The sequence below is a fragment of the Sphingobacteriia bacterium genome, from assembly GCA_017304685.1.
Taxonomy (GTDB): domain Bacteria; phylum Pseudomonadota; class Alphaproteobacteria; order Rickettsiales; family 33-17; genus JAFKLR01.
Map to the genome: position 1 here is coordinate 666,515 of JAFKLR010000003.1, position 25,326 is coordinate 691,840.

Below are 25,326 nucleotides of genomic sequence, written 5' to 3' on the forward strand. Positions count from 1 at the left end.
AACTTTATTATATAAATTTTAGAACTAATCTAAAAATTTAATTAACTTAAATTATTATATTAGCCATGAAAATTAATATTATTCCTAAAAATCACGAGATAAACAAACGTGATGACACAATTTTACAAACTATTAAATCAGGTAATTTTCAAGAACTTAAGTTATTAATTACATTTAAAAACTTAACGCTTTCGTACGATGAAATAAATATATTACATCTTGCCACTGAGTATAAAAAGTTTGAAGCAGTCAAACACATAATTGAGAGTAAAATTGTAGATATAAATTGTAAAACTTCTAAAGGAGTAACACCTTTACATCTTGCAGTAAAAAGTAGGGAAATACATATAGTAGAATTTTTATTAGAAAATGGAGCAAACCCAAATTTAAAAGATGATTTAGAATCAACTCCACTTCATTGTGCAGCTTTACAACCTTCAACAGAAATAGCTAAGTTATTATTAGACCATGGGGCTGACATTAATATTCAAGGTGGTAAGAAAAGAAATATTTTAGGAGATTATGTTTCAGCAAATCAAACACCGCTATATATTGCGGTAAATGCAGATAATAAAATAATGGCAAAGTTCTTTTTAAAGTATAAGCCTAATTTAGAACTTAGAAACTCAGATGAATTCACACCATTAGAAAGAGCAGTGCAAAGAAAAAATTTTCCAATAGTAAAACTTTTAATAGAACATTTAACAATTATAAAAGATCAAAACAGTTTTGAAGATGATCCCCATGAATCTCTCCTTCATAAAGTTGCCAAAATACATTATTCAGATATTAAACTAATAGAATTACTTATTGAAAATGGAGTTCACCCATTATCGCCTAATTCCAGTGGTAATTTGCCTATTCATTATGGCTTTTACTATGAAGCTCATGATTTCATACAAAATTTAATTGAATATGGCAAAAATAATAAACGTAATGTTGGTATTAATATACAAGATAGCATAGGAGAAACTCCTCTTAGTCTTGCTATTGAAAAAAAACTTTCTATTCCTTTTATAAAATTTTTATTAGAAAATAATGCTGATCCAAATATTGGCAATATGGAAAATATTTTTCCAATACACAAAGCTGTTAAAAATAATTTAATTGATAGTTGTATTTTATTACTAAGATACAAAGCTAATATTAATATTAACGGTTATAATTATTGCCAACAAAATAGCGATATACCTTTAAATGCTAAAATCACCCCTCTTCACCTTTTATTACTAAAAAAGCCAAAAAATAGGCTTAAAATGCTAAAAATCTTACTAGTCGCTAGAACAGATTTGAACGCTCAAGATTTAAATGGAAGCACTCCATTACACTACGCTATAAAGAAAAATAATATAAAGGCAGTTGAACTATTACTTACCAATAACCCTGACTTAGAAATTAAAGATAATAAAAATGATTCACCTTTGAAGCTTTCATTCAAATTAAGCGAAAAATATGGAGATAATATTTTTTCCTTAATATGCGCATATAAAATATTTCATAATAATAAAAATGAATATTTACCAGAGTTTTTTATAAATGCTGCACAAAATATTGAAAGTAACCTATTATTTACAAAAAATGATATAATTAAGTTACATAATATTTATGATAAGTGGTTAGAAGCAACAAAACCATTTATGGAAATTTTAAATAGATTAGACTTAAAAACTGATAGATTTGAAATTGCGGCAGATATTGATTCACACGAACAATTGAGTGAGCGTTTAATTTTTGCAAACTTACCGCGGCAAGAGATCCGTGAAACCTTTAAAATATATATTCAATCTAAAAATATTACGGTAAGTGATAAAAATTTTTATGATATTATTAGACAATTTAGTTCTGAATATCGCTTAAGAAAAAAGGATATTTTATTAGCTATATTACCAAAAACTTATATAGATATAATTGAAATAGATTCAGGCGAATTCATAGAAGATGATTTTACGATAATTACTCATAAACCTACTAAAGATATTAATAAAGATCCGAGAGAATTTACAAAAACATTATTTTATCAGTTTATAAAAGATACTAATTATAAAATTAACCCTGAAAATCTTATAGAACTACTAAATAAATTTGCTGAAGTAAGCGAATTGCAAGTAAAAGATGTATTAAAGTCCATTTTACCTGAGATTGAGCTGTTTAAAGTTTTAAATAATCCACAAGAAGATATAATTAAAGCTTTTCGGTATAAAAATGAACTAAACTCAATTAGTACAAGTAAAAATTATTTTGTAACATTAGAAAAATAATTTTTATAAATTTAAATAAGTTATATAATTTTTTATAGAATTATTTGAATAAAAATATTATAGAATTTATATATGATTTCGTTTCGGAGTAATTTTTGAATAACGACCTTGAAAAGTTAATAAATTTATTTTCAAAACTGCCTGGGCTAGGACCACGTTCAGCCAGGAGAATTGTATTACATTTAATAAAGCATAAAAATAAGCTTCTTACCCCCCTTATTTCTACTATGGATGAAGTATTAAATAATATTCAAAATTGTAGAGTTTGTAATAACCTTGATATTTCTAACCCTTGTAACGTGTGCCTTGACAATAGACGTACTCATACACAAATTTGTGTAGTGGAAGAAATTGGGGATCTTTGGGCTATTGAAAAAGGAGGTTTTTTTGATGGCACATATCATGTTTTAGGTGGCACTTTATCTGCAATTGATGGTATTGGACCAGATCAACTTGCCATAGATTCTTTAATAAGAAGAATTGAAAATGAAGGAATAGAAGAAGTCATTTTAGCGAATAATGCAACGGTTGAAGGTAAAACTACTGCGCATTATATTACCGAACGAATAAAAGGATTTAATATTAAAATTTCACGCTTAGCTTATGGAATTCCAGTTGGCGGTGAAATTGATTACCTTGACGAGCTTACTTTATCTGCGGCCATTTCCTCTAGACAAACTGTATGTAGTGATTAACAATGAAACTAGCGTTATTTAATTCTTTTGATTATTTTATTATTATTTTAGTAACCTTATCAGTACTTCTTGGCATTGTTAAAGGTTTCCTTCAAACTTTTTTATCTCTTTTAAGGCTTACACTTTCAATAGTTACAGCTACATATTTTTCTTACCTAGCATTACCCATTGTGCAACGTCATGTGACAAATAAAGATATCGCGGAATACGCAGCTTTTATAAGTACCTTTTTAGCTACTTTCATAATATTATCAATAATTAAATTTTATATAATACGTCTGCTTAATTTTATTAACAAAGGTGCAGTAGATAGAACCTTCGGTGGTTGGTTTGGATTGGTTAGAGGTGTTGTTTTAAGTTCATTCTTATATATTTCAATAATTAGCTTTACAGAAGCCTTACAAATTAAAAATCATGCTTGGCCTTATCAATTCAGCATTAACAATGAACGCTTACCAAAATGGATATTAGGTAGCCAATTAAATAGCCATTTATTTGAAACCTCAAAAAATATAATTGCTGTTTTACCAGAAAACTGGTGGAAGAAAATAGAAGGTTTTTTAATTACCAATCAAGCTCCTGTTAAAGAAACTCACAATGATTTTCAAAATAAACTTCTTGAATCAATATCCCAAATCGGCGAACAGGATAAAATAAAATCTTTAATGGACAGAATTAATAGCGCAAGTCCTGCAGAAAAAGAAATGTTAATGGATGAATTAAGAGAATTTTTTAGTAATGAAGATGTAAATAAAAAACTTTCATATACTAAATACAAGGAAATCCTACGTTTACTAGATAATATAGAACATCCAAAATCTGATTAAAAAATAGGAATATAATGAAACTTAAAAATAAAGTTGCTCTTATAACTGGTGGCACATCCGGAATTGGTAAAAGCGTTGCTATTGAATTTGCTAAAGAAGGTGCAGAAATTATTTTACTTGGTAAATCTATAAAAAAACTTGAAGAAATAGATGATGAAATAAGAAAATATAATTCTAATGGCGCAATTTTGGTTAAAGGAAATGTAAAGGATTTTAAAGCTTTCCCAAGCCTTGCTGAAAATATATTCAACCGCTTTAAAAGGTTAGATATTTTAGTTAGTAATGCAGGTATATTAGGTGAATTAATGCCATTGCAACAAATGTCAGAAGAAATTTTTAATGATGTTATGCAAACAAATTTTACTGCTAATTTTTATTTAATAAAATATCTTTATCCTTTAGTTAAATTATCTTCAAACGGCAAAATGATTTTTACAACTTGTGAACACGCTGTTACTAACGAAGCCTTCTATTCGATTTATGGAGCTAGCAAAGCTGCATTAAATGCAATGATTACAAGTTTTAGTAAGGAAATTGGGAATCCCAATGTTAAACTTCATTTAATTGACCCCGGCATTGTTGACACAAAACTTCGTCATAAAGCCATGCCTGGCGAAAATAAAGAATTACTTCTAAAACCTGAAAATATAGCAAGCAAATTTGTTGAACTTGCTTGCGAAGAAGTAGTTGAAGAACTAGATTATTAAATATAATAATCTAGTTCTTCAACACTTAATGTTTCATTAGCTTGAGTAAATTCTGATTCAGCTAAAGCTTCTTTAATTTCACTACTATCATTCCAGAAATTATCTTCTGTTAATTGAGTAATCTTATTAGCAACCAATTCCCTTTCATCTTCAGAAATATTTAACTTATCACTTTCTAATAATATTTTAATATTTTCGATCGTTCTATTTTCAACATGTATAAAATCTTTCCTATGTTCAGAAAAATAATTAGCGTATTGTCTGCCCAAATCAATGTCAGCGATAGCATTTTGAATAGGCGTTACACCTTCATTATTAGCTTTGTACTTAATACCTTTTTCAAGAAGCCAATTTATGGTTTGTTTACTGTTATTATTATAAACCATTGCATCAAATAAAAGATTATTGCCTTTTTCATTACAAACATTTATATCAAATTTATATATTTCATAAAGTTTACTTAAATGTTCTATTGGATAATCGGAATGATTTACCGTATTAAAAATTGTTTTTGGTAAAAGCTTAGCTCTATAACTATATAACACGTCAATTATTTCAGAATAATCTTCATTCCAAAATCCAAGCGCTTTAGCTATTCCGAACTCATTTTCTTCATCTAATATTGCACCATTATCCAGTAAAACTTTAATTCTGTTAATATGACCATTTTTCGATCCACGGCTTATTTCTTCTAATAAAAGTGTGTTTGTCCAATCATATTTTTTAAAATTTATATCTGCTCCGTTTTCAATTAACACCTTTACAGTTTCAGGAAAATTAGAGTTAAACTCGTTACAAGCATAATGAAGTGGAGTTATATAATTATTATTTAATGAATTTGAGTCGAAACCTAAACTTAATAAAAACTTTATATTTTCAATATTTCCGTTTATCGAAGCAAAATGTAAAGCATTTGCACCATTTTCACTTACAACAAATATATCGCTACCTTTTTCTATTAAAAAATCTAAATCCTTTTTATCTCCATATTGACTTACGATATGAAACAAAGTTTTACCTTGAAACTGCAAAACATCATTTACATTAAATGAATTATTTTCTAGTAATTCTCTTATTTTTTGGCTTAATGTGTGGTTATATACCGACTGCATTATTTCTTCATATAATTTTAAATTATAATTTTCCATGTTACCTCAAGAAACGTAATTAAATATAATAATCGATAGATGCACCTTCACTAATCTCTTCATGATTTAAATCATCATAACTTGAAGCAATTACTTCATCATTCTCAACTTGGTCATTTAAGAGTAATAAATCGCTTAATTTTTGCTGCGCGTTTTCTCTTTCAGCTAAAGATATACTTATACTTTCATCGCTTAAAATAGCTTTAATTGTTTCAATAATTTCATTTTCACGAATTTGATAGAAATCAGTACTTAAATCATTCTTTGCTTTTTCTCTTAAAAGCTGAATAAAATCAATTCCATGTTGTAATGGGGTAGCATTATCGAATCGTGCTTCTAAATTAGCTCCATTTTTTATTAGCCATAAAGCATTATCTTTATAACCATTATTTATTGCATGATGTAGTAAAGAATAACCATTACTATGTGCAGTATTTACATCAAAATTATATAAATCGAATAATTTATCTAAAGTCGTTGTTGAAGTAGTAACCGCATATAAAAGCTCATTCTCATTTATTTCAACATTATATTTATGCATTAAATCAATTAATGATTCATCATTTAATTGTACAATTCGTGAAAATACACTTGTACCATTTTCATCAATAGCATTAACATCAGCACCATTTTCAAGTAGTAATTTAAGCCTTTTATTTAATGAATTATCAATAAAATGTGCTTCCCATAATAAAGGTGTTTCACCAAAATTATTTTTTGATTCAATATTTGCACCGTGCTCTAATAATATTTTTATAGCATTTTCTTGAGCTTTATCAGCTGCATAGAATATGGGTGTTAAACCTAAAGCATCTTTAAATTCAGAATTAAAGTTATATGACAGTAAATATTCTATATTTTCAATGTTTCCTTCTCTTGCTGCCCAATGTAGTGGCGAGCTTCCATTCCAAGCTTCTGCCAAAAAATTTATTCCCTTTCTATCAAATAACCACTCTAATGTTTCTTTATTACCGTAAGCTGCAATTAATATAAAAGGAGTAATTTCTGTAATTCCAATTTTTATATTTACATCCATCCCTTCATTTATAAGATTTTTTATTACCTCATTTACATTGCCTTCATTTATTGCTTGCTGAATAATTGATTTATAATCAATAGAATTTTGGTTTACTGACATTATTTACTCCCACTGTTTTAAGCATTTATATTTAATATGGAATAATAATTTAAAGTTAATGTAAATCTTTTTTTTATTTTAGTATAATTATAAGAATTTACGTTAATAACTTCTTACTTGAATTATTTTTAACTATAAGTTAATGTTTAAAAAACAATATTAGGAATCATATGTTTTCTGAAGAAAGAATTATTTACGTAAATTCAAAAGCAGTTTCATGCGAAGGTGAAAACCCAAAAATAGGTCATCCTAAAATTTACATGAATATGGGTGAAGCCATTGAAGCTACTTGCCCCTATTGTAGTATGAAATTTATTCTTGAAAATCATAATAACGAAAAGAATCACTCATGAGTAGTAACATTCAAGTATACAGATTTAGAATTCGTTATATATTTTACTTCATAAGCATATTTCTTTTACTGCTCAGCCAAACCCTTTGGGTAACTGATTTAAAGAAAATTTTACCAAGTATTTTAAGTATTTTAATATTTCAAATAAGTTTATTTTTTCCAAGAGCAATACCTAGTTTATATTTACTTATATATGGGCTGGTTGAAGATGCAATTTATGGTAATTTATTAGGAACTTCTAGTATTACTTATCTTATTATTATGCATTTAGTTATTCATCATAAACGTAGATTTTTTACCTTTAATTTTCTATTCACTTGGTTAGGTTTTGCTATTTGCATTTTAATAACTACCTTGTTCAATTTATTAATATTCTTAGGTGTTCAGAAAAAAGCTGTTAATTTGGAAGCAATAACAATTTCACAATTCGCTACTCTTTTTATTTTCCCAATGTTTTTCTATATCTTCGACAAAATCATTCATTCTGAAAATCGCTAATTATTATTTTTATGGCTGATGAAAATAAACATTATCTTGGTCATCGTAAAAGAGTTAGAGAAAGGCTAATGAATTCAAGACCTGGAACAATTCCTGATTATGAATTACTTGAAATGATTTTATTTCTTTCAAAACCTAGAGGGGATGTTAAGCCACTAGCAAAAGAACTCATTAAAATTTTTGGCAGCATTACGAGAGTTTTGTGTGCCACACCAAATCAACTTATGACTATAAAGGGAATTGGAGAAAGTACTATTGCTTCTCTTAAATTAATGCATGAAGTTGCTGCCAGAATGCAAAAAGAAGAAATTATAACTAAACCGATCATTGAATCATGGAGCGCTCTTTTAGAATATGCACGTTTAACCATGGGACATATTTCAACTGAACAATTTCGTGTTCTTTATTTAAATAAAAAAAATATGGTAATAACTGATGAATTACAGGAAACTGGAACTGTGGATCACACCCCTGTTTACCCTAGAGAATTAATTAAAAGAGCTGTTACATTAGACGCGACGGCAATGATTTTAATTCATAATCATCCAAGCGGTAACTGCAAACCTTCAAAAACTGATATTATAATGACTGAGGAAATTAATAAACTTTGCAGTTCTCTTGGGATAAAACTTTACGATCATTTAATAGTTTCAAATAATTATCATTTTAGCTTTAAAAATAGTGGAATAATTTAAAATTAATCCACTATTTTAATTACAAAACTTAGGAAGCTTTAGTCATACCTGGGTTTAAAATCTTCGCTATAGTTTTTTCTATTTTCTGAATTTGTACATTTAATGTATTATTTAAAATCGGATGCTTATTTTTACCCGTTTTTAAGGTATCTTGCACTGAAGTAAGTGCTTTATTCAATTCAGCTTGCTCTTGTTTATTTAAACTTGTTTTAACAGTTCCAAATCCCTCGCATAATTTACTTACACTTTTAATAAATTCACTAAACTTAATTTTTCCACTTTTATATTGCTCTACTTTTTCACTTAAAGTTGCAACTAATGATGGTTTTAAAGTATTTTGACTATTTCCGTTTTTACCTACAGGTTTATAGGAATTAAGAGTAGACGTGTTAGAGGCTACATTATTACTTTTTTTAGCAGAAGATTGATCGGCGTTTTCTAAAGTAACATCTATAGCAGTGTATGCTTTAAAAGTTTCTTCTAATTGCTCAGCTAAAAGTTCTATTTCTTTTGTTCCGTTACTTAATGTATTTTTAAGCTCTTTAAAATTCATTTCGTCAATATCTATAGCATCATCAAAATGTTGTTTTGAAATTTTTTCTAAGGCTTCTGCTTCTTTTACATAAACTGCTAACTCTTTCGCATTTTTAACTTTTAAGTAACCATTATTTATAAACTTATTTCCGAGTGTAAAACCTGCGGCCCCTAAACCAATACTACCTACGGCTGCAGCAATTGCAAAAGGACTTAATCCAAAGGTCATGAAAGCAACTGCTGGGCCTGTAAGACCAGCTAATAATAAGGAAGTTGCATTTGCTGAAATTAAAGCACTTAAGGCTTCATTTTTTGCAAGAATCTTTCCAATGTTTCTATCCTGTTCTGAAGTTTTTATATTAATAAGAGTATTAATAAAATCTTTACTTTTTAAAAATTTATCTAAATCTTTCAATGCATCGTTTACAGCCTGTTGCACTAAATTATCATCTTTAAAGTAATTCCATGGCCCAGACTTTAAAGTATCTTTAATATTATTTGTAATAACGCCCTTAATTTGTTTCACAATTTTGTTATAATTTTCTAAATCAGTTATATTTCCTTTAGTGTCAATGCAATTAGCTAAATTCATAAATTCATCAGCTAATTCATCAGTTGAATTTTGTAAGGCAGAATTAAAGGTATTTAATTTTAAGAACTGATCTAAATATTTATATTTCATAATAGAGTGTGAAGGAAAATATTTTTCTTTTAATTTATTAAGTACCTTCAATTTATCCATATCATAAGAAACATGTTCAAGAGCTGCACCAAATGCATTTGAAGAAACAGTTATTAAACATTGCGCATGTAAACTTTTAAGTGTAATCGCAAACTTTCTTAAAAGTTCTTTTTCACCAGTTCCTGTTTTTGAAGCGTTTTCTAAAGCAACCTTTAAAATTTTAAATTCATTTTCTACGTTTCTCTCAAAGCTTTTCAATGATACGTGAGCATTCTTGTTAAATTGTAAGAAACTATTAGCATCGGTACTTTTCTTCATCATTTTAGTTACCATCATTAACGTTTAACTTGCACCTCTAATTTAATTGTAAATGAATTTAGCTTAAATAAAAATTAATTTTTTAACTAATTTTTTATTTTATTATTACTTACTGATCTTTATGGCAAAAAATTTATAACTTAATTAATTACTTTAAGTTTACAATTTTATATTCTGAAAAATAGTGCTTTATCTTATATATTAAAATTAACTTACTTATTTTAAGTAAATAATTTAAAAGTTTATTATAAGTGATTGAGATAATGTCACTTAATAGCTGATATAAATTTAAATATAAAACTTTATACTAATTTTTAGTAACTATTTTTACATTTAATTATAAAATCTATTTATATATTTTTATTTTCGCATTGACCCTTAATTAATTCTTGACAGGTAGCGAAAAAAACCTTAAATTTCCAACGGTTTAATTATATTATTTATATTTATAAATGTCTGGTAATTTTAGCATCCCTCAATTTTCGAATTCAGCACTTATTTTCAAATCTGGTGACGTGTTTTTTGGCAATGGAATTGGTGAAAAAGGTACAAAAATAGGCGAAATTTGCTTTAATACCGGGCTTACAGGTTATCAAGAAACTTTAAGCGACCCCTCTTATTCTGAACAAATAATCACTTTTACCTTTCCTCATATTGGTAACGTTGGATGCAATAAATTTGATAATGATGGTTTAAAAATTGTAGCTAAAGGTTTGATTTTACGCAATAAAATTACCGATCCTTCTAATTTTAGATCAGAAGAACATTTTGAAAACTGGCTTAAAAATAATAATATTACTGGGATATATGGTATAGATACCAGAAATCTTACTAAAAAAATACGTAAAGAAGGTTCGCAAATGGTGGCTATTGTTTATAGCGATAACCTAACTCAAGAACTATTAAACACCTCACTTTATGAACTTAAGGCTACTCCTGAAATGGATGGTAAAGAGCTTGCAAAGCCTGTTTCAACTAAAGAAACTTTTGAATGGAAAGATGGTCTTTACGAAGATGAAAAAATTAATAATGTGCAATTTGATTACACAATTGTCGTAATTGACTATGGCGTTAAGTTAAATATTCTACGCTGTTTAAAATCATTTGGTGTAAAATTAATAGTAGTTCCTGCTGACAGCACATTTGAAGAAATTAAAAAATATAACCCAGATGGTATATTACTTTCAAATGGGCCTGGTGATCCGGCCGAAACATTCAAATATACTGGCGACACAATAAAAGCTTTAATCGAAAACAACCTTCCTATTTTTGGAATTTGTTTGGGCCATCAACTTTTAGGTTTAGCGTTAGGTAGTAAAACATATCATATGAAACAAGGTCATAGAGGAGCAAATCATCCTGTTTTAAACCTTGAAAGCGGAAAAGTTGAAATAAGTAGCCAAAACCATGGTTTTGCAATTGATGAAGACACTTTATCATCTGATGTACTCATTACACATAAATCTCTTTTTGATGGTTCTATTGAAGGAATAAAGCTTAAAAACAAGCCTATATTTTCAGTTCAATATCATCCTGAAGCTTCTCCGGGACCACATGACAGTTACTATTTATTTACACAATTTTTTGAAATGATAAGTTTAAATAAAAAGCTATAAATTAAGGACATTATGCCAAAACGCACTGATATAAAATCTATTTTAGTTATTGGCGCTGGACCTATAGTAATTGGTCAGGCCTGCGAATTCGATTATTCCGGTACTCAAGCATGTAAGGCTTTAAGAGATGAAGGATATAGAATTATACTTATTAATTCAAATCCAGCAACTATCATGACGGATCCAAACGTTGCAGATGCCACTTACATTGAGCCAATTACCCCTGAATATGTTGAAAAAATTATTATTAAAGAAAAACCGGATGCTATTCTTCCCACCGTAGGTGGACAAACCGCTCTAAACTGCGCGCTAAAACTTTACTATAATGGTATTTTAGACAAATATAATATTAAATTAATCGGTGCTTCTCCAAAAGCAATTGAAAAAGCGGAAAACCGTCAGTTATTTAAAGAAGCAATGAGTAAAATTGGGCTTGAATGTCCAAAAAACATCGTAGTTCATTCACTTGAAGAAGCTTTAAAAGCAATTGATTACGTTGGGCTTCCTGCAATTATACGTCCTTCTTTTACACTAGGTGGTTCAGGTGGCGGTATTGCCAGAACTCTTGAAGAATATAAAGAAATAGTTGCATCAGGTCTTGCAGCATCTGCAAATACTGAAGTACAAATCGATGAATCCATAATGGGATGGAAAGAATTCGAAATGGAAGTTGTAAGAGATAAGGAAGACAATAGTATTATCGTCTGCTCAATTGAAAACATTGATCCAATGGGTGTTCATACAGGTGATAGTATAACCGTTGCCCCTGCTCTTACTTTAACTGATAAAGAATATCAAAAAATGCGTAATGCATCTATTGCAGTCTTAAGAGAAATTGGTGTAGACACCGGTGGCTCAAACGTGCAATTTGCTGTAAACCCAAAAGATGGAAGAATGCTTGTTATTGAAATGAATCCAAGAGTTTCACGTTCTTCTGCACTTGCTTCAAAAGCAACTGGTTTTCCTATTGCTAAAGTAGCAGCAAAACTGGCTATAGGTTACACATTAAATGAAATTATGAACGATTGTACAGGTAATACCCCTGCATCCTTTGAACCTGTAATTGATTATATAGTTACTAAAATCCCACGTTTTACATTTGAAAAATTTTCTGAAACAAAAAAAGAACTTTCAAGTTCAATGAAATCTGTTGGTGAAGCTATGGCAATTGGCAGGAGCTTTGCAGAATCATTACAAAAAGCGTTTAGATCACTTGAATATGGTTACAATGGTTTAAAATCGATTGAACCGAGTTTAAATAAAGATGTTATTCGTGAGAAGTTAAAACTACTTACACCTGAAAGATTACTATTAATTGCAGATGCATTAAGAAGTGGTATTTCCTCAAAAGAAATTCATGAAATAACTGAATACGATCCATGGTTTATCGGTCAAATTGAACAAATTGTAAAAATTGAAAAAGAAGTTCAAGCAAAAGGATTACCAACTGACGAGTACGAATTTAATGAAATTAAAAAGATGGGTTTTTCTGATTCGCGTTTAGCAGAACTTACTAATAAATCTGAAATTGAAGTTAGAAAACACAGAATTAACTTAGGTATAAAACCTGTTTTCAAAAGAATTGATACATGTGCAGCAGAATTTGAAGCAAAAACTTCTTATATGTATTCATGTTATGAAGGTAATGGAATCTCCAAAAATGATTGCGAATCAACTCCAACTAACCGTAAGAAAATTGTAATTTTAGGTAGCGGACCAAACCGCATTGGACAAGGTGTCGAGTTTGATTATGCATGCGTTCATGCCGCTTATTCTTTAAGAGATGCTGGCTTTGAAACTATTATGATTAATTGTAACCCTGAAACTGTTTCAACGGATTATGATACTTCAGATAGATTATATTTTGAACCTTTAACTTCAGAAAATGTATTAGATATCCTTGATAAAGAAAATGAAGCTGGAGAATTAATTGGAGTTAATCTTCAATTTGGTGGCCAAACCCCGCTTAAGCTTGCTAAAACTTTAGAAAATTACAATATTCCAATTATTGGCACCTCGCCGCATTCAATTGATTTAGCAGAGGACCGTAAAAGGTTCCAAGAATTACTAAATAAATTAAGTATCAAGCAACCAACTAATTTTACATGTGATAGTGAAGAAGAGCTTCTAAAAAGAACAGCAGAAATAGGTTTTCCAGTAGTTGTAAGACCATCTTATGTTCTTGGTGGCCGCGCTATGCAGGTTGTCGAAAATAAAATAGAGTTAGAAGATTATTTAAATCAATATAGAGAAATATTTGAAACCGGGCCATTACTTGTTGATGAATTCTTAACTGATGCAATTGAAGTTGACGTTGATGCTATTTGTGATGGTAAAGATGTTTATATCGGCGGTATAATGGAACATATTGAAGAAGCTGGAATTCATTCAGGCGATTCAGCGTGCGTTATTCCTCCTCATACATTAAGTCAAAATTTGATTGACCAAATTATTGAACAATCAACTAAACTTGCTTTAGAACTTAAAGTAAAAGGTTTAATGAACGTTCAATTTGCAATAAAAGATGACGTCATTTATGTTTTAGAAGTTAATCCAAGAGCAAGTAGAACAATTCCATTTATTGCTAAAGCTACTGGCGTTCCTGTAGCAAAAATTGCTTCATTAATTATGAGTGGTAAAACATTAAAAGAATTAGGAATTACCGATATTACATATAAAATGCCAGGACAATATACTGCTGTTAAAGCTCCTGTCTTCCCTTTCGCACGATTTTCAGATGTAAATGTTATATTAGGCCCTGAAATGAAATCAACTGGTGAATCAATGGGCATTGATGAAAGTTTCCCTAGCGCTTTCGCTAAAGCTCAAAATGCTGCTGGCGATGACATTCCGTTAGAAGGAAATATTTTTATATCAGTAAAAGATTCAGATAAACCTATAGCCGCTGAATTCGCTAAGACTTTAAGGGAACTTGGGTTTAAAATATATGCAACTACTGGCACGTCAAAATATTTTACTGAAAAAGGAATTAATAATATTTTAGTGAATAAAGTCCCTGAAGGTAGCCCACATATTGTTGAAATGATTGATAAAAAAGAAGTATGTTTAGTAATTAATACAGCTCAAGGTAAGAAAACTCTTGCAGATAGTTATTCAATTAGAAGAACTGCTTTAATGAGGAAAATTCCTCATTGCGTTACAATAACAGGCGCTAAAGCTCTTGTTGAAGCTATTAAATATTTAAAACTTGAGAGAAATAACCTTGGAGTCAAATCAATCCAGGAATATATAAAATTTAACTAATTATAAATATTGATTAATTTACTTGATATCAATTAATATTTATGTATAATTTGTTAAAATTTTATATGGTAGGTAGTTATGTCATTAAGTAAATCTGACGCTTTAATAAAGGCAGTTAGTGAAAACAATATTAAAGAAGCACAAGCTTTAATTGTTGATGAAGCTAATATATATAGTACTGATAACCTTGGTGACTCAACTTTACTTATAGCTCTTAGAAATAAAAACGTCGAACTGGTTTCTATCCTTTTAGCCGCTCATATGTTAAAGGAAAAAATTTTAGATATAAAATATAAAAGTGACTGGGAAAAAGTTTACACTAATTTTAACTTAAATAATCGTTATATAAAAGTTGAATCTTTTGATAAATATAAAGAAATAAAAGAAAAAATTGACGATTATAAAGATCTTTCTGTTCCTCCATCAAAATTAAATATTCAATATACATTAGAGAAAAACCTTCAGGAAAACTTTTTAATTTCTGTTGATGATTATCTAAAATTTATTAAGGTTAATCATGGAATTAAAAAGTTTGATAGTTTAGTAAACGATCAAGCTGCCGATTTAATTAGGTTACAAATATGCAAAAATAATCCTAATACTTCTAGTATAAGCTCAGCAAAAGGCCCTTCCAACACTAAAAAGGGTAATACTGCTACTGTCATTTTTACAAGTATTATCACATTATTAGGTTTATATTTAGCTGTAAGATATTCCAATGCTGCTTTTTCTTTTCCATCCTGCGTTAAGAAAAGATTTATTAATCATAGTGGTAACTTAAAGTTTACATGTGGACTTAGGTCATACTTTGATGAAATGAAAAAAACTTCTTTTCTGGTAAAGAAAATATAATATTGAAATAAGAGCTTTTTTTAGTTAATATCACTGAATTAAATAAGATTATAGTAATCATTAATGCACTAAATGGTTGCTGACATATTAATTTACGCTTACCTTTTTCTCAAATTTTATATTTTCTTGTTTATTTTCTCTATAAAATTTAGTAAAACAATAAGCTGATTGATTATATTATGAGGTTTTTACTATGGATAAATTTCCAATTACAGTTGAAGGGTTTCAAATGATGAACGATGAGCTTAAAGCTCTTAAGTCAGTTGAAAGACCTGCAGTAATTCAAGCAATAGCAGAAGCTCGCGCCCTTGGAGATTTGTCGGAAAATGCGGAATATCATGCTGCTCGCGAAAAACAAAGCTTTATTGAAGGTAGGATTCTTGAGCTAGAAGATAAAATTGCACGCGCTGAAGTTATCGACGTTAAGAAACTTTCTGGTGATAAAATAAAATTTGGTGCTACGGTTACTTTAATTGATGAAGAAACAGAAGAGGAAAAGCAATACAAAATTGTAGGAGAATATGAAGCAAACCTCACAGAAAATAAACTTTCTCTTGCTTCTCCACTTGCTCGTGCATTAATTGGTAAAACAGTAGGTGATTCTATTGAGCTTAACACACCAAATGGAATAAGAGATTATGAAATTTTAGAAGTTAAATTTCTTTAATATTTGTAAAGCTCTTGATTGACCTTTAACTATTTTTAAATTATATTCATATCTAAATATTTATGGAGCATTTATGTCAAATAATAAAGATTATAGCTTAAATTTTGATTTTAATTTAGCTAAAAAAGAGCTTACTGTTGAAGTAATGGATAATGTTAACCACGAAATAGGAAGAATTACATTAAATAATACTCATGTTGAAAATGCAGTTGATGGTAATGAACTTGTTAAAGCTTCAAATTCTCCGAGTTTATTCCTATTCAAACTTTTAAGCCTTAATCATGAAAATGTTTCTTTAAAAAATGAAGATGGTACTGAATTAACTCTTAGAATGGATATTGATAAAAATTTACCAGTCCATTTATTAGAAGATATTAATAATTTTAGTAAAGTATTCCAAAACCCTACTTTTTTAAATGAATATTTCAAAAACCCACATGAAAGTTTTTCTTTCAATGCAAATATTAAACTTGAAGGAAATTACCAAAATAATACTAATGAACTTTCTGAAAATGACAATTTAAACTCTACACTTACTGAGTTAAATTTAGATCATTCAACAGGCTCACCTGCGTAAATGTTATAAGGGCTAAATCCCAATTTAGCCCTAAAATCTTTTTCTAAAATAAAAAAATTACATTATTTAAATTAAATTGTACAAAAGTTATAAGTAATATATAATCAATTTATTATATAAATTAACAATTTAACAAAACTTACAAATATGAAACCAAAAGGTACTGTTGGAATTATTGGAGCTGGTGACATAGGTCTAAACGTTGCTGAGATAATGGCACTCAAAGGACATGATGTAATTATATATAACCGTTACCATGAAGTTGATGGTAAACCTAGCCCCTACTGGCTTTCTAAAATGGGTAAAATAATGGATATGAACGATTCATTACAATTACCAGGATCAGGTATGGTTACATTAACTTATAATCCTGAAGTTTTAAATGGGGTGAGTTATATTGTAATTACTGCCGGTGCAAAAAGAAGCAGTACAGAAGAAACTCGAGAAGAGCTTGCCGGTAAAAATGCTAAAATCCTTGAAGGATTTAAAGATATAATAATTAATAACCCTGAAGCATTAGTTTTAATTGTTACAAATCCTGTAGATTTTTTAACTACTTACCTAATAAAATCTGTTGCTTCACATTCAAATCGTCCTATTGAAAAAGTTGCAAAAAAAATTGTTGGCGTTTCATACGTTGATACAATGCGTTTAAAAAATGCTGTAAAAGAATTTTTAGAAGTTCATTACCCAAAACTTACTAATCCAATAATTGAAGGAATAGCGCTTGGTGAACATGGACCTGCAATGGTACCAATTATAAGTGAAGTAACGGTAAACGCAAAACCAATCACTGAATTCGCAAGTGAAGAACAAATTGAAAATATTCGTCAGCAAACTATCCTTAGAGGTAATGATATCATTAAATTAACAGGCGCATCTTCTGTAATGGGCCCTGCACATGCAGTAATTTATATGATTGATCAAATTGATATTAATCCTAAAGTACAATTACCATGTTCTGTATGGGATGGTAAAAGAGCAATTGGAAGATTAGTTGAATTTTTAGCGCAAGGAGCTCATCGTATAATTAATGTACAAAAGAATGAGCGCGAAAGACAAATGATGACTGATTGTGAGAAAATTCTCGATGAACAATACGCAAAAATAATAAGTCTTATCTCTTAAATTTTATCAATAATTATGTTTTATAAAACCTTAGGTAAAATAAAATGTTTTACCTAAGGCTGACAAACACTTTTTAGATTTTCTTCTAATTTATACTTTTACTTTTATCCGAATTATTAGGCTTTACAGATTTTCTTAAATTAGTATTTAATTTTGAGTCTTCAAGATTAGTTTCTTTCAAACTACCTCTTGATACACTATTTTGCAAAATTTCTTTAGCTTGATTTCCATTCATCGTTTTCTTTTTATCTTCCATTACTGGAATAGAAGGCAAAGGCTTTTTCCCTTTTAAATTTAATGATGGAATTGGAGGTAATTCATCAACAATTTTTGCTTCTGGTACTGCTTCAATAATTTTATTAGTCATTTTATTTAAAACAGTAGTTGGAATAGTTTTGCTACTACTAAATACTTTCTTTTTTAAATTACTTGCAAATTCTTGTCTAATTGCATTCTTTAATGCTACAACGTCTACATCAGGATTTTTATCAATAGCTTTAGTTACAATATTTGAAATATGTTCCTTTAATTTTTTATCATTAGAAAATGCCTTACTATTATTTTTAGGGTTTAAATCTTTTAAAATTTCTTCACCAATAGAATGATTCATAACTAATTTAAACATACCGTTAGTTTTACTTTGTAAACCTTTACTGTCATTGTTGTTATGGAAAAATTTAGCAGCTTGTTCCTGAATGTTTTTTGCATTCCCAATTCCCCCTTTTTGGAGATTGGTCATTTTATTAATAAAATTCATCTGTTCTTTTAATGGTAACTTATCAAAAACTTTTGTTGCTTCCTCTCTAATTTCCGCTAAATAATTTTTATCTGTGATTGGTAACTTGCCACCTATTCCACCATCATTACCATCAATATTTACATCAGATACTCTAGCATTTACAATTTGGTTCATATATTGGTCAATTGCCCAATTTTTCATATAACTTTTCATTGCTTCTTCACGTGTTTCTTTTCTTAAAACACTATCAACTATTTGTTCGTTTTGAATAATCAAGTTAACAATATCTTTATCAACTACTTTTAATACCTTTTGAAGCCTATCTTTATTATCTTTAATTAAAATGTATCTTTCATTTGGGGTAAGCTTTAATGAGTTTAATTTACTTTTATCAATTTCTTCAAAAAATTGCGGATGTTTATTTGCTAAATCTCTTAAACCGCTAAATAATAAATCTCTTCCCGCGCCAATTGCTTGTAAGTATTGTAACTTATTTTCTTCTTCTTGAATTACTCTTGGATTTCCACCAATGCTTGCTGCTTGAAAATTAACACTTGCATCATCAATTTCACGGTAAAGTTCTTGAAATTTTATAGGAAAATCAGGGATAGAGTCAAGTTTAGCGGGATCAATTAAATATCTATTAAATGAATTATTAAAAACTCCCTTTAAATTTTCTACTACTTTATTTTTATATTGATTTGCTGCATCTTTACTCATTTTCTTCTCCTTTATCTATTCCAATATTATTTCTTTTGTTGATAATGTATCCTTACTATCGATTGTTATTAATTTAGGTTCGGTATTTGTATATGACTGGATTTCTAAATATGCTTTTTGAAGATATTCAGATTTAATGTTTACTAAAATTTTTGTGCGTAAAAGCTTATGTTTAAGCTTATCTTTAAATTTCACTTCAAAAATTTGGCTAGCTGTATTAATGATTTTATTTATAAATTTAATATCAACTTTAATTCCCGTTTCAAAACCTTTTAAAATAGCTGCTTTAAAAAATTTTTCTATTTCATGAATTACTTTCAAAGGAAAAATATAAATTTTTGTATTATTGAATGAACTTCTTGCAATAACATTTGCAATTATCTTTTCTTCAAGCCCTATAACATTCATATAACTTTTGAATAAAAAGGTAACTTGATCATTTCTTATTTCTTTAGATGTAAGTAAAATCTCATTAGACTTCTCATAAATATAACTAAGACAATTCTTATAAAAAATATTTTTACCCGTAATTATTTCTTCACAATATATTTTATAAAATTCTACTAAATTAAGACTCGAGATTTTCTCAGTTAAATAATATCTATCGAATACTGATAAACTTTTAAATACTGGAATATTAATAAGAACATCATTAGCAATGTAAGTATTTAACAGATTTGCATATGCATATACTTTTTTAGTAAGCAAATCGTTTAAAAGTATTTCAACTTTTTCTGCTTCCATGAGCAAATCATTTTTCTTAGCTTCTAAAACAATTTTACTCGCGTTTTTTTCAATAATTTGTTCTGCAAATATTTTTTTAACAATATCATCAGTAAGTTTAGTTAAAAGTTCTTCAGGAGTTTTAGCTGCAAGTTTCTGCATGAGAGAAGCAATAACCTTCCCAGCGCTTATTTCAATAAGTTTTATATCATTTAAAAGTTCAGGGTTAGCTTGCTTAGCCATATTTTTCAATAACATTAATATATTAATATTATTATAGTACCATATTATATATGCAATCTCAATACTGAGTATTTCATATAAATATTAAATTATTGAAATATAGGGATAATTATAAAAATAATTTTATCTAGCAGGGCTTTTAAGTGATTGAGTAAGCATTTCATTCATGCCAGGGGTTAAAGGTGGAGTTTTTGGCTCAACTTGCTTAATCGGTGAAACAGATTCAGGATTTTGTATATTATCTAAAGCTCTTGGCACTGTAATAAATGGCTTTACACCGGGCATTGCACTAATTGGCCCCCTTAAATCATTCCAACCTTCAATCATTATGTTAAGAACATCCTTTTCCATGGATAAAAACTGAAGAGCACTTGTAAATTCTGTACCTAAAGTTAAAGCTCCGGTTACAGCAGGACCTTTAGCAATCTGAGAACTGGCCTGATTAAGTAATAAATTTGTTTGAAGTAATTGATTTGGATCAGCAACCATTCATTTTTCCTTAAAATACAAATTTCTTGCGAATTAATGAAATCCTAACTAAGATTCCATATATTTATTATAATATAAGTTTAAATATACCACAATGACAAGATATAAATACATAATTTTCACTGCTCTTTCAGGTCTTTTATATGGTTCAATTGGTTATTTCGGCCATCATATAAGAAATACTGGTATGAGTATTAGTGACATGTTATTTTGGCGATTTATTATATCTTCTCTGCTTATTATTCCTTTTATTGTTAAAATTAATTTTAAAAACTATAAACCTAGTGACATGTTAGGGTGTTTTATAATGGGAATGATTTTTTATGGTATTTCCACATGGTACTATTTCTATTCTGCTCATGAAATTGGCTCAGGCCTTGCAATGGTATTGTTCTATGCATATCCAGCTATTGTTGCTTTAATTAGCGTATTTTTTGGTAAGGAAAAAATTAGTGGCATAGAAATATTATCATTAATTTCTATTTTTATAGGATGCGTGTTAATTAGCGGAAAGTTTAATGATTCTTTAAATGCTGTAGGGATTAGGGCAGGTTTAATCAGTGCTTTCCTTTATTCACTATATATGTTTTTTAGTAAAAAATACGTAAACAAACTTGATTCATATCTTGCTTCATTTCTTGTATGCCTTGGAATTGGTTTTGCATTCTTTTTAAATAATATGATATTTGAACAAAAAATTGATTTTCCTGATAATAATAGTCAATGGCTTTTAGTAATTGCTTTTGCTTTAGTTGGAACAATCTTACCAATTGTATTTTTATTTATAGGAATGAAAGGAATAAGTGCTACTAAAGCTTCAATAATTTCAGTTCTTGAGCCTGTTACCACTTTAATTATTGGGATAACACTACTTAATGAATCTGTTACTGTAATACAATTTATCGGCTCAATAATAATATTAATTGGTGCAACATTAGTTGCTGTAAACCCACAAATAAGTACATTAGGTAAAAACGATGTTAAATAATAAAATTAAAATTGCTCCTTCAATTCTTTCCGCTGACTTTGCTAAACTTGGTGAGGAAATTGAAAAAATCACAGAAGCTGGAGCAGATTATATTCATATTGATGTAATGGATGGCAGCTTTGTACCAAATATAACTATAGGCCCTGACGTTATTAAACATTTAAAGAAGCACACTCACCTTCCCTTTGATGTTCATTTAATGATTGAAAATGTTGATTTCTTTATCCCAAAATTTGCGGATGCTGGAGCTGATATTATAACCATTCATATGGAAGCCTCAACGCATGCTGATAGAAGCTTAAATTTAATTAAATCATTAGGTAAAAAGGCTGGAATTTCAATTGTACCTTCGACACATGAATCAAGCCTTGAATATGTTTTACCACTTGTTGATTTGGTTTTAATTATGACAGTAAATCCTGGTTTTGGTGGTCAATCTTTTATAAATAGCCAACTTAATAAAATTAAGAATGTAAAAGAAATGATAACTAACTTAGGTAAAAATATTGAACTTGAAGTAGATGGCGGAATTAATGATAAAACCGCCAATCTAGTTATTGAAAATGGTGCAGATGTACTAGTTTCTGGTAACTATATTTTTACACATCCAAATGGGTATAAAGAAGGAATTAAAAGCTTAAAGTAGCACCACTCATATAAGCTTCTTCTAATCCATTTTCAAATTCCTCTTTTACTTTATTTTTTAATGCCATTACTCTTTCATCGCTACTAATGAATGGCTGTTTAGAGGTATTTTTAATTTCCTGACGTCTAACTTCTAAAACTGATAAAGTGTAATCTATTATTTGTTGTTTATACTCAAGAATCTCATGTTCTTTAAATAAAACACCAATTTTAAATCTTTCCATTAACTCAATCTGATTATCTTTCTGCTCATCAACCATTTCTTTAAGATTTTTAAAATCAATAATATCATCTTCAATTGAGCGAACATTATCATAAAGCTGGCTTAATTTATCTATTATACTTTTTCTAAATTCAATAATTTCCTTAGATAACTCTAAATTTGATTCATCAATGTGCTTACTTAAAGCCATAAATAACACACTATTATGCTCAGATTTATTGTTATATCTCCAAAGGCTTTCATCTACCTTCATTAATTGCTTAGCTATTAATTCTAAAGTTTCAATACGGTGATCATATATATTATTTGCATTAATAATAAATTCATAAATCGTCGCTAATATTTCTTGATGTTTTTCTTCTAGAAAAAATTTGTTATAATCTTTTTGTGATAATAAATCTTGAGCTTCACAATAAAATATAAATTTTTCATTTTGAAATTGTTGATAATAATATTCTAAAACTTGCTCAGAGAGCTGTTCAATTGACGAGCATTTATCTAAACTTCCTAATAACTCACATTTTATTCCTAAAGCTTTGTTAACTAGATCAATGACTTTATTAATAAACTCGAATCTCTCCTTAGTTTTTTCTTTTTGAATAGCTTCGCTTTTAATATACTCTTTTATAGCAAAAGCACGCTTTTTCATTTTCGCTTCAAGACGCCATTGTTTTAATAATCCATCATAAAGAGATGGCGGCCTATTTTCTAATTTTTCATCTCTTTTTCTTTGTAATTCTTTTAAGTAATTTACATCATCCATTACTAATGCTGCACTGCTTTCAACCGCTTGACGAAATAATGTTTTTTCAGCTTTTTTCTTAGATTTAGTCATAATATCTTACTCTTTTAAATACTAATTTGCTCTTTGATAAAATTGTGATTGATATTTATGCTGTTCGTCCGTATCACGAAATGATTTCGTATTAGTTTTTTGGAATTTCTCAAATCGAGTTACAGCATATTCCATATATTCAATTTTCTGACCTATGCATTTTAATTCTTCTGCTGCGCTTGAAATATTCTCAAAATATTCTTCATCTTTAATCTGCGCAAATTGTTTGTATTTTTTTAAGTTTTTATACAAATTACTATGTTCATCTATAGCTACTTCAATAGCTTGAGTAAAGCTTTCGATATATTCATTTACATCAATATCTGCATCACCAAATTTTTCTACTAATAAACTAATAAGATCTTTTTTAACTTCTGCAAGTTCAGTATTTGTACACATTAATATTGTATGCGTTAGTACATCGGTATCTTCAGCATTTAATTCATCAACGCTACCGCCATTATTTAAAACACTTTTTATTATTTCTAAAACACCCTGCGCTAGAACATAATTATTATTATTAAGTTGCATAAGGATTTCACATAAATTATGCAAAACAGTACTATTCTTGCCTTCCTTATTCACTACTCTAGGATTTATAGATATATCGTATGTATGACCATATTCATCTAAAATTCTAGCCATGTAACCTAAATTAAATGTAAAAAGCTTAACCCTGTTATGTGTGTTTTTTAAAAATTCTTTTATTAAAATATTTTTTACCTTAATCTCAGTTTCTAGCAATTTTCTGCTAAGGCTTGAAGCATCTTCAATATCTGCTCTTAATTGCTTTTTAATTTTCGACATACACTAACACCCACGATTTATTATAAAAAGGTTAATTATTGGTTAATAACTATCCTTATAACCTAAATCCAAACAAAAAACAACCATGATATTAACGCATTATTAATATTTTTGTTACATTATTGTAACTTTAAAGTTAAGTTTTTGAATTTAATGTATTTTTGATTTTTACTTAATTAAAGGGAACTCAAAGAAGTTTCAATTTGAATTGGTCCGCTAGTTAAGCCATTCATAAATTGATGTAAATATGGGTTATCAGTTCTTTCAATTTCTTGCTTGTCACCACAAAATACCATTTTACCCTTATAAAGCATACAAAGGTTAGTAGCGATATGTTTTGCACTTACCATATCATGAGTAATGGTTATGGCTGTAATGCCAAGTTCCTTAGTACATTTAATAATAAGGTCTGCGATTACATTAGTATTAATAGGATCTAAGCCTGAAGTTGGTTCGTCAAAAAATATTATTTCAGGTTTTGCCGCGATTGCACGAGCGAGAGCCACTCTTTTTTGCATTCCGCCAGATAATTCTACTGGATAAAGATCAGCTACTTCTGGCTGAAGACCCACTAAACTTAACTTTTCAATAGCAATTTCCTTAGCTTGTTTAGCAGGCATATTTTGATTTTGTCTAAGTACAAAGGAAACATTTTCCCAAACTTTAAAGCTGTCAAAAAGAGCCCCGCCTTGGAATAACACTCCAATCTTACCCATGATTTCACGACGTTTATCTTTATCTGCTTTATAGAAGTCAACGTTATCATAAAAAACTTTACCGCTATCAGGATGTATTAAACCTATAAGGTTTTTAATAAATACAGATTTACCAGTTCCAGATCCACCAATAATTACAAGGGATTCGCCTTTTGGTATTTCAAGATTAATATTATCTAAAACAACTTTTTCACCGAATGCTTTTGAAAGATTTTTAATAACTATATCAACCATTAATTAGC

The 25,326-nt window shown here is 28.8% G+C and carries 24 protein-coding genes; 15 read left to right on the forward strand and 9 right to left on the reverse strand.

The genetic code is table 11. From position 1 onward, the window contains the following. Nucleotides 1-65 precede the first annotated feature (65 nt). The 4 genes from J0H68_03165 (at nucleotide 66) to J0H68_03180 (ending at nucleotide 4,487) form a co-directional block, all read left to right on the forward strand. Nucleotides 66-2,258, forward strand: a complete 2,193-nt coding sequence (locus tag J0H68_03165) for an ankyrin repeat domain-containing protein (protein ID MBN8827690.1) — start codon at nucleotides 66-68, stop codon at nucleotides 2,256-2,258. Between the two features lie 95 nt (nucleotides 2,259-2,353). Then, nucleotides 2,354-2,953: a recombination protein RecR gene (gene recR / locus J0H68_03170; protein MBN8827691.1), complete on the forward strand. Its 600-nt coding sequence runs from the start codon at nucleotides 2,354-2,356 to the stop codon at nucleotides 2,951-2,953. 2 nt (nucleotides 2,954-2,955) lie between these two features. Next, entirely contained in the window at nucleotides 2,956-3,780 is an 825-nt protein-coding gene (locus tag J0H68_03175) for a CvpA family protein (protein MBN8827692.1), read from the forward strand. Nucleotides 3,781-3,794: 14 nt separating this feature from the next. After that, nucleotides 3,795-4,487: an SDR family NAD(P)-dependent oxidoreductase gene (locus J0H68_03180; protein MBN8827693.1), complete on the forward strand. Its 693-nt coding sequence runs from the start codon at nucleotides 3,795-3,797 to the stop codon at nucleotides 4,485-4,487. On the opposite strand, the gene J0H68_03185 is transcribed toward J0H68_03180, so the two are convergent. Both J0H68_03185 and J0H68_03190 read right to left on the reverse strand, forming a co-directional pair. Continuing rightward, complete coding sequence (locus tag J0H68_03185; GenBank protein MBN8827694.1) at nucleotides 4,484-5,635, reverse strand: ankyrin repeat domain-containing protein; 1,152 nt, start codon at nucleotides 5,633-5,635, stop codon at nucleotides 4,484-4,486. The genes J0H68_03180 and J0H68_03185 overlap by 4 nt on opposite strands. 19 nt (nucleotides 5,636-5,654) lie before the next feature. Next, a complete protein-coding gene (locus tag J0H68_03190; GenBank protein ID MBN8827695.1) occupies nucleotides 5,655-6,773 on the reverse strand; it encodes an ankyrin repeat domain-containing protein in 1,119 nt (372 codons plus the stop codon). A gap of 170 nt (nucleotides 6,774-6,943) precedes the next feature. On the opposite strand from J0H68_03190, the gene J0H68_03195 reads away from it, so the two are divergent. The 3 genes from J0H68_03195 to radC are packed head-to-tail and all read left to right on the forward strand — an operon-like array spanning nucleotide 6,944 to nucleotide 8,318. Next, a complete protein-coding gene (locus tag J0H68_03195; GenBank protein MBN8827696.1) occupies nucleotides 6,944-7,126 on the forward strand; it encodes a zinc-finger domain-containing protein in 183 nt (60 codons plus the stop codon). Continuing rightward, nucleotides 7,123-7,623, forward strand: coding sequence for a rod shape-determining protein MreD (gene mreD / locus J0H68_03200; GenBank protein ID MBN8827697.1), 501 nt, complete (start codon nucleotides 7,123-7,125; stop codon nucleotides 7,621-7,623). Before J0H68_03195 ends, mreD begins: the two co-directional genes overlap by 4 nt. A gap of 11 nt (nucleotides 7,624-7,634) precedes the next feature. Further along, nucleotides 7,635-8,318 carry a DNA repair protein RadC gene (radC, locus tag J0H68_03205; GenBank protein MBN8827698.1) on the forward strand — a complete coding sequence of 228 codons (684 nt, stop codon included), beginning with the start codon at nucleotides 7,635-7,637 and terminating at the stop codon, nucleotides 8,316-8,318. A gap of 28 nt (nucleotides 8,319-8,346) precedes the next feature. Here the strand turns inward: radC and J0H68_03210 are convergent, their stop codons facing one another. Beyond that, on the reverse strand, nucleotides 8,347-9,855 hold the full coding sequence (locus J0H68_03210) for a hypothetical protein (GenBank protein MBN8827699.1): 1,509 nt from the start codon (nucleotides 9,853-9,855) through the stop codon (nucleotides 8,347-8,349). Nucleotides 9,856-10,304: 449 nt separating this feature from the next. Between J0H68_03210 and carA the strand changes: the two genes are divergently transcribed. The 6 genes from carA to J0H68_03240 all read left to right on the forward strand — a co-directional run bounded on the left by carA (nucleotide 10,305) and on the right by J0H68_03240 (nucleotide 17,956). Then, nucleotides 10,305-11,468 (forward strand): glutamine-hydrolyzing carbamoyl-phosphate synthase small subunit, encoded by a 1,164-nt coding sequence (carA, locus tag J0H68_03215; protein MBN8827700.1) that lies wholly within the window; start codon nucleotides 10,305-10,307, stop codon nucleotides 11,466-11,468. Between the two features lie 12 nt (nucleotides 11,469-11,480). After that, nucleotides 11,481-14,732, forward strand: coding sequence for a carbamoyl-phosphate synthase large subunit (carB, locus tag J0H68_03220; protein ID MBN8827701.1), 3,252 nt, complete (start codon nucleotides 11,481-11,483; stop codon nucleotides 14,730-14,732). Between the two features lie 78 nt (nucleotides 14,733-14,810). Further along, nucleotides 14,811-15,584: an ankyrin repeat domain-containing protein gene (locus tag J0H68_03225; GenBank protein ID MBN8827702.1), complete on the forward strand. Its 774-nt coding sequence runs from the start codon at nucleotides 14,811-14,813 to the stop codon at nucleotides 15,582-15,584. Nucleotides 15,585-15,777: 193 nt separating this feature from the next. After that, a complete protein-coding gene (greA, locus tag J0H68_03230; protein MBN8827703.1) occupies nucleotides 15,778-16,251 on the forward strand; it encodes a transcription elongation factor GreA in 474 nt (157 codons plus the stop codon). 73 nt (nucleotides 16,252-16,324) lie between these two features. Beyond that, on the forward strand, nucleotides 16,325-16,828 hold the full coding sequence (locus tag J0H68_03235; protein MBN8827704.1) for a hypothetical protein: 504 nt from the start codon (nucleotides 16,325-16,327) through the stop codon (nucleotides 16,826-16,828). A gap of 147 nt (nucleotides 16,829-16,975) precedes the next feature. Further along, on the forward strand, nucleotides 16,976-17,956 hold the full coding sequence (locus tag J0H68_03240) for a hypothetical protein (protein ID MBN8827705.1): 981 nt from the start codon (nucleotides 16,976-16,978) through the stop codon (nucleotides 17,954-17,956). Nucleotides 17,957-18,041: 85 nt separating this feature from the next. On the opposite strand, the gene J0H68_03245 is transcribed toward J0H68_03240, so the two are convergent. The 3 genes from J0H68_03245 to J0H68_03255 form a co-directional block, all read right to left on the reverse strand. Beyond that, nucleotides 18,042-19,415: a hypothetical protein gene (locus tag J0H68_03245; protein ID MBN8827706.1), complete on the reverse strand. Its 1,374-nt coding sequence runs from the start codon at nucleotides 19,413-19,415 to the stop codon at nucleotides 18,042-18,044. 15 nt (nucleotides 19,416-19,430) lie between these two features. Then, the gene (locus J0H68_03250; GenBank protein ID MBN8827707.1) at nucleotides 19,431-20,381 is read right to left on the reverse strand and encodes a hypothetical protein; all 951 of its coding nucleotides are present in this window, start codon (nucleotides 20,379-20,381) and stop codon (nucleotides 19,431-19,433) included. Between the two features lie 123 nt (nucleotides 20,382-20,504). Then, nucleotides 20,505-20,870, reverse strand: coding sequence for a hypothetical protein (locus J0H68_03255; protein MBN8827708.1), 366 nt, complete (start codon nucleotides 20,868-20,870; stop codon nucleotides 20,505-20,507). Between the two features lie 94 nt (nucleotides 20,871-20,964). Between J0H68_03255 and J0H68_03260 the strand changes: the two genes are divergently transcribed. Together J0H68_03260 and J0H68_03265 are read left to right on the forward strand one after the other, a co-directional pair. After that, nucleotides 20,965-21,858 carry an EamA family transporter gene (locus tag J0H68_03260; GenBank protein ID MBN8827709.1) on the forward strand — a complete coding sequence of 298 codons (894 nt, stop codon included), beginning with the start codon at nucleotides 20,965-20,967 and terminating at the stop codon, nucleotides 21,856-21,858. Beyond that, nucleotides 21,848-22,504: a ribulose-phosphate 3-epimerase gene (locus J0H68_03265; GenBank protein MBN8827710.1), complete on the forward strand. Its 657-nt coding sequence runs from the start codon at nucleotides 21,848-21,850 to the stop codon at nucleotides 22,502-22,504. The genes J0H68_03260 and J0H68_03265 overlap by 11 nt, the downstream gene beginning before the upstream one ends. Here J0H68_03265 and J0H68_03270 read toward each other — a convergent pair. From J0H68_03270 to J0H68_03280, 3 genes are all read right to left on the reverse strand, one after another. Beyond that, on the reverse strand, nucleotides 22,488-23,561 hold the full coding sequence (locus J0H68_03270; protein ID MBN8827711.1) for a hypothetical protein: 1,074 nt from the start codon (nucleotides 23,559-23,561) through the stop codon (nucleotides 22,488-22,490). The two genes, J0H68_03265 and J0H68_03270, sit on opposite strands and share 17 nt — an antisense overlap. Before the next feature lie 21 nt (nucleotides 23,562-23,582). Next, nucleotides 23,583-24,368, reverse strand: a complete 786-nt coding sequence (locus J0H68_03275) for a hypothetical protein (GenBank protein ID MBN8827712.1) — start codon at nucleotides 24,366-24,368, stop codon at nucleotides 23,583-23,585. A 176-nt stretch (nucleotides 24,369-24,544) separates the two neighbouring features. Beyond that, complete coding sequence (locus tag J0H68_03280; protein MBN8827713.1) at nucleotides 24,545-25,318, reverse strand: ATP-binding cassette domain-containing protein; 774 nt, start codon at nucleotides 25,316-25,318, stop codon at nucleotides 24,545-24,547. Nucleotides 25,319-25,326 lie beyond the last annotated feature (8 nt).

Excerpts from the sequence above, each read along its gene's own strand:
- J0H68_03165 (MBN8827690.1), top strand. The coding sequence starts at position 66 with ATGAAAATTAATATTATTCCTAAAAATCACGAGATAAACAAACGTGAT.
- J0H68_03175 (MBN8827692.1), top strand. The coding sequence starts at position 2,956 with ATGAAACTAGCGTTATTTAATTCTTTTGATTATTTTATTATTATTTTA.
- J0H68_03180 (MBN8827693.1), top strand. The coding sequence starts at position 3,795 with ATGAAACTTAAAAATAAAGTTGCTCTTATAACTGGTGGCACATCCGGA.
- J0H68_03185 (MBN8827694.1), bottom strand. The coding sequence starts at position 5,635 with ATGGAAAATTATAATTTAAAATTATATGAAGAAATAATGCAGTCGGTA.
- J0H68_03190 (MBN8827695.1), bottom strand. The coding sequence starts at position 6,773 with ATGTCAGTAAACCAAAATTCTATTGATTATAAATCAATTATTCAGCAA.
- J0H68_03195 (MBN8827696.1), top strand. The coding sequence starts at position 6,944 with ATGTTTTCTGAAGAAAGAATTATTTACGTAAATTCAAAAGCAGTTTCA.
- mreD (MBN8827697.1), top strand. The coding sequence starts at position 7,123 with ATGAGTAGTAACATTCAAGTATACAGATTTAGAATTCGTTATATATTT.
- radC (MBN8827698.1), top strand. The coding sequence starts at position 7,635 with ATGGCTGATGAAAATAAACATTATCTTGGTCATCGTAAAAGAGTTAGA.
- J0H68_03210 (MBN8827699.1), bottom strand. The coding sequence starts at position 9,855 with ATGATGAAGAAAAGTACCGATGCTAATAGTTTCTTACAATTTAACAAG.
- carA (MBN8827700.1), top strand. The coding sequence starts at position 10,305 with ATGTCTGGTAATTTTAGCATCCCTCAATTTTCGAATTCAGCACTTATT.
- carB (MBN8827701.1), top strand. The coding sequence starts at position 11,481 with ATGCCAAAACGCACTGATATAAAATCTATTTTAGTTATTGGCGCTGGA.
- J0H68_03225 (MBN8827702.1), top strand. The coding sequence starts at position 14,811 with ATGTCATTAAGTAAATCTGACGCTTTAATAAAGGCAGTTAGTGAAAAC.
- greA (MBN8827703.1), top strand. The coding sequence starts at position 15,778 with ATGGATAAATTTCCAATTACAGTTGAAGGGTTTCAAATGATGAACGAT.
- J0H68_03235 (MBN8827704.1), top strand. The coding sequence starts at position 16,325 with ATGTCAAATAATAAAGATTATAGCTTAAATTTTGATTTTAATTTAGCT.
- J0H68_03240 (MBN8827705.1), top strand. The coding sequence starts at position 16,976 with ATGAAACCAAAAGGTACTGTTGGAATTATTGGAGCTGGTGACATAGGT.
- J0H68_03245 (MBN8827706.1), bottom strand. The coding sequence starts at position 19,415 with ATGAGTAAAGATGCAGCAAATCAATATAAAAATAAAGTAGTAGAAAAT.
- J0H68_03250 (MBN8827707.1), bottom strand. The coding sequence starts at position 20,381 with ATGGCTAAGCAAGCTAACCCTGAACTTTTAAATGATATAAAACTTATT.
- J0H68_03255 (MBN8827708.1), bottom strand. The coding sequence starts at position 20,870 with ATGGTTGCTGATCCAAATCAATTACTTCAAACAAATTTATTACTTAAT.
- J0H68_03260 (MBN8827709.1), top strand. The coding sequence starts at position 20,965 with ATGACAAGATATAAATACATAATTTTCACTGCTCTTTCAGGTCTTTTA.
- J0H68_03265 (MBN8827710.1), top strand. The coding sequence starts at position 21,848 with ATGTTAAATAATAAAATTAAAATTGCTCCTTCAATTCTTTCCGCTGAC.
- J0H68_03270 (MBN8827711.1), bottom strand. The coding sequence starts at position 23,561 with ATGACTAAATCTAAGAAAAAAGCTGAAAAAACATTATTTCGTCAAGCG.
- J0H68_03275 (MBN8827712.1), bottom strand. The coding sequence starts at position 24,368 with ATGTCGAAAATTAAAAAGCAATTAAGAGCAGATATTGAAGATGCTTCA.
- J0H68_03280 (MBN8827713.1), bottom strand. The coding sequence starts at position 25,318 with ATGGTTGATATAGTTATTAAAAATCTTTCAAAAGCATTCGGTGAAAAA.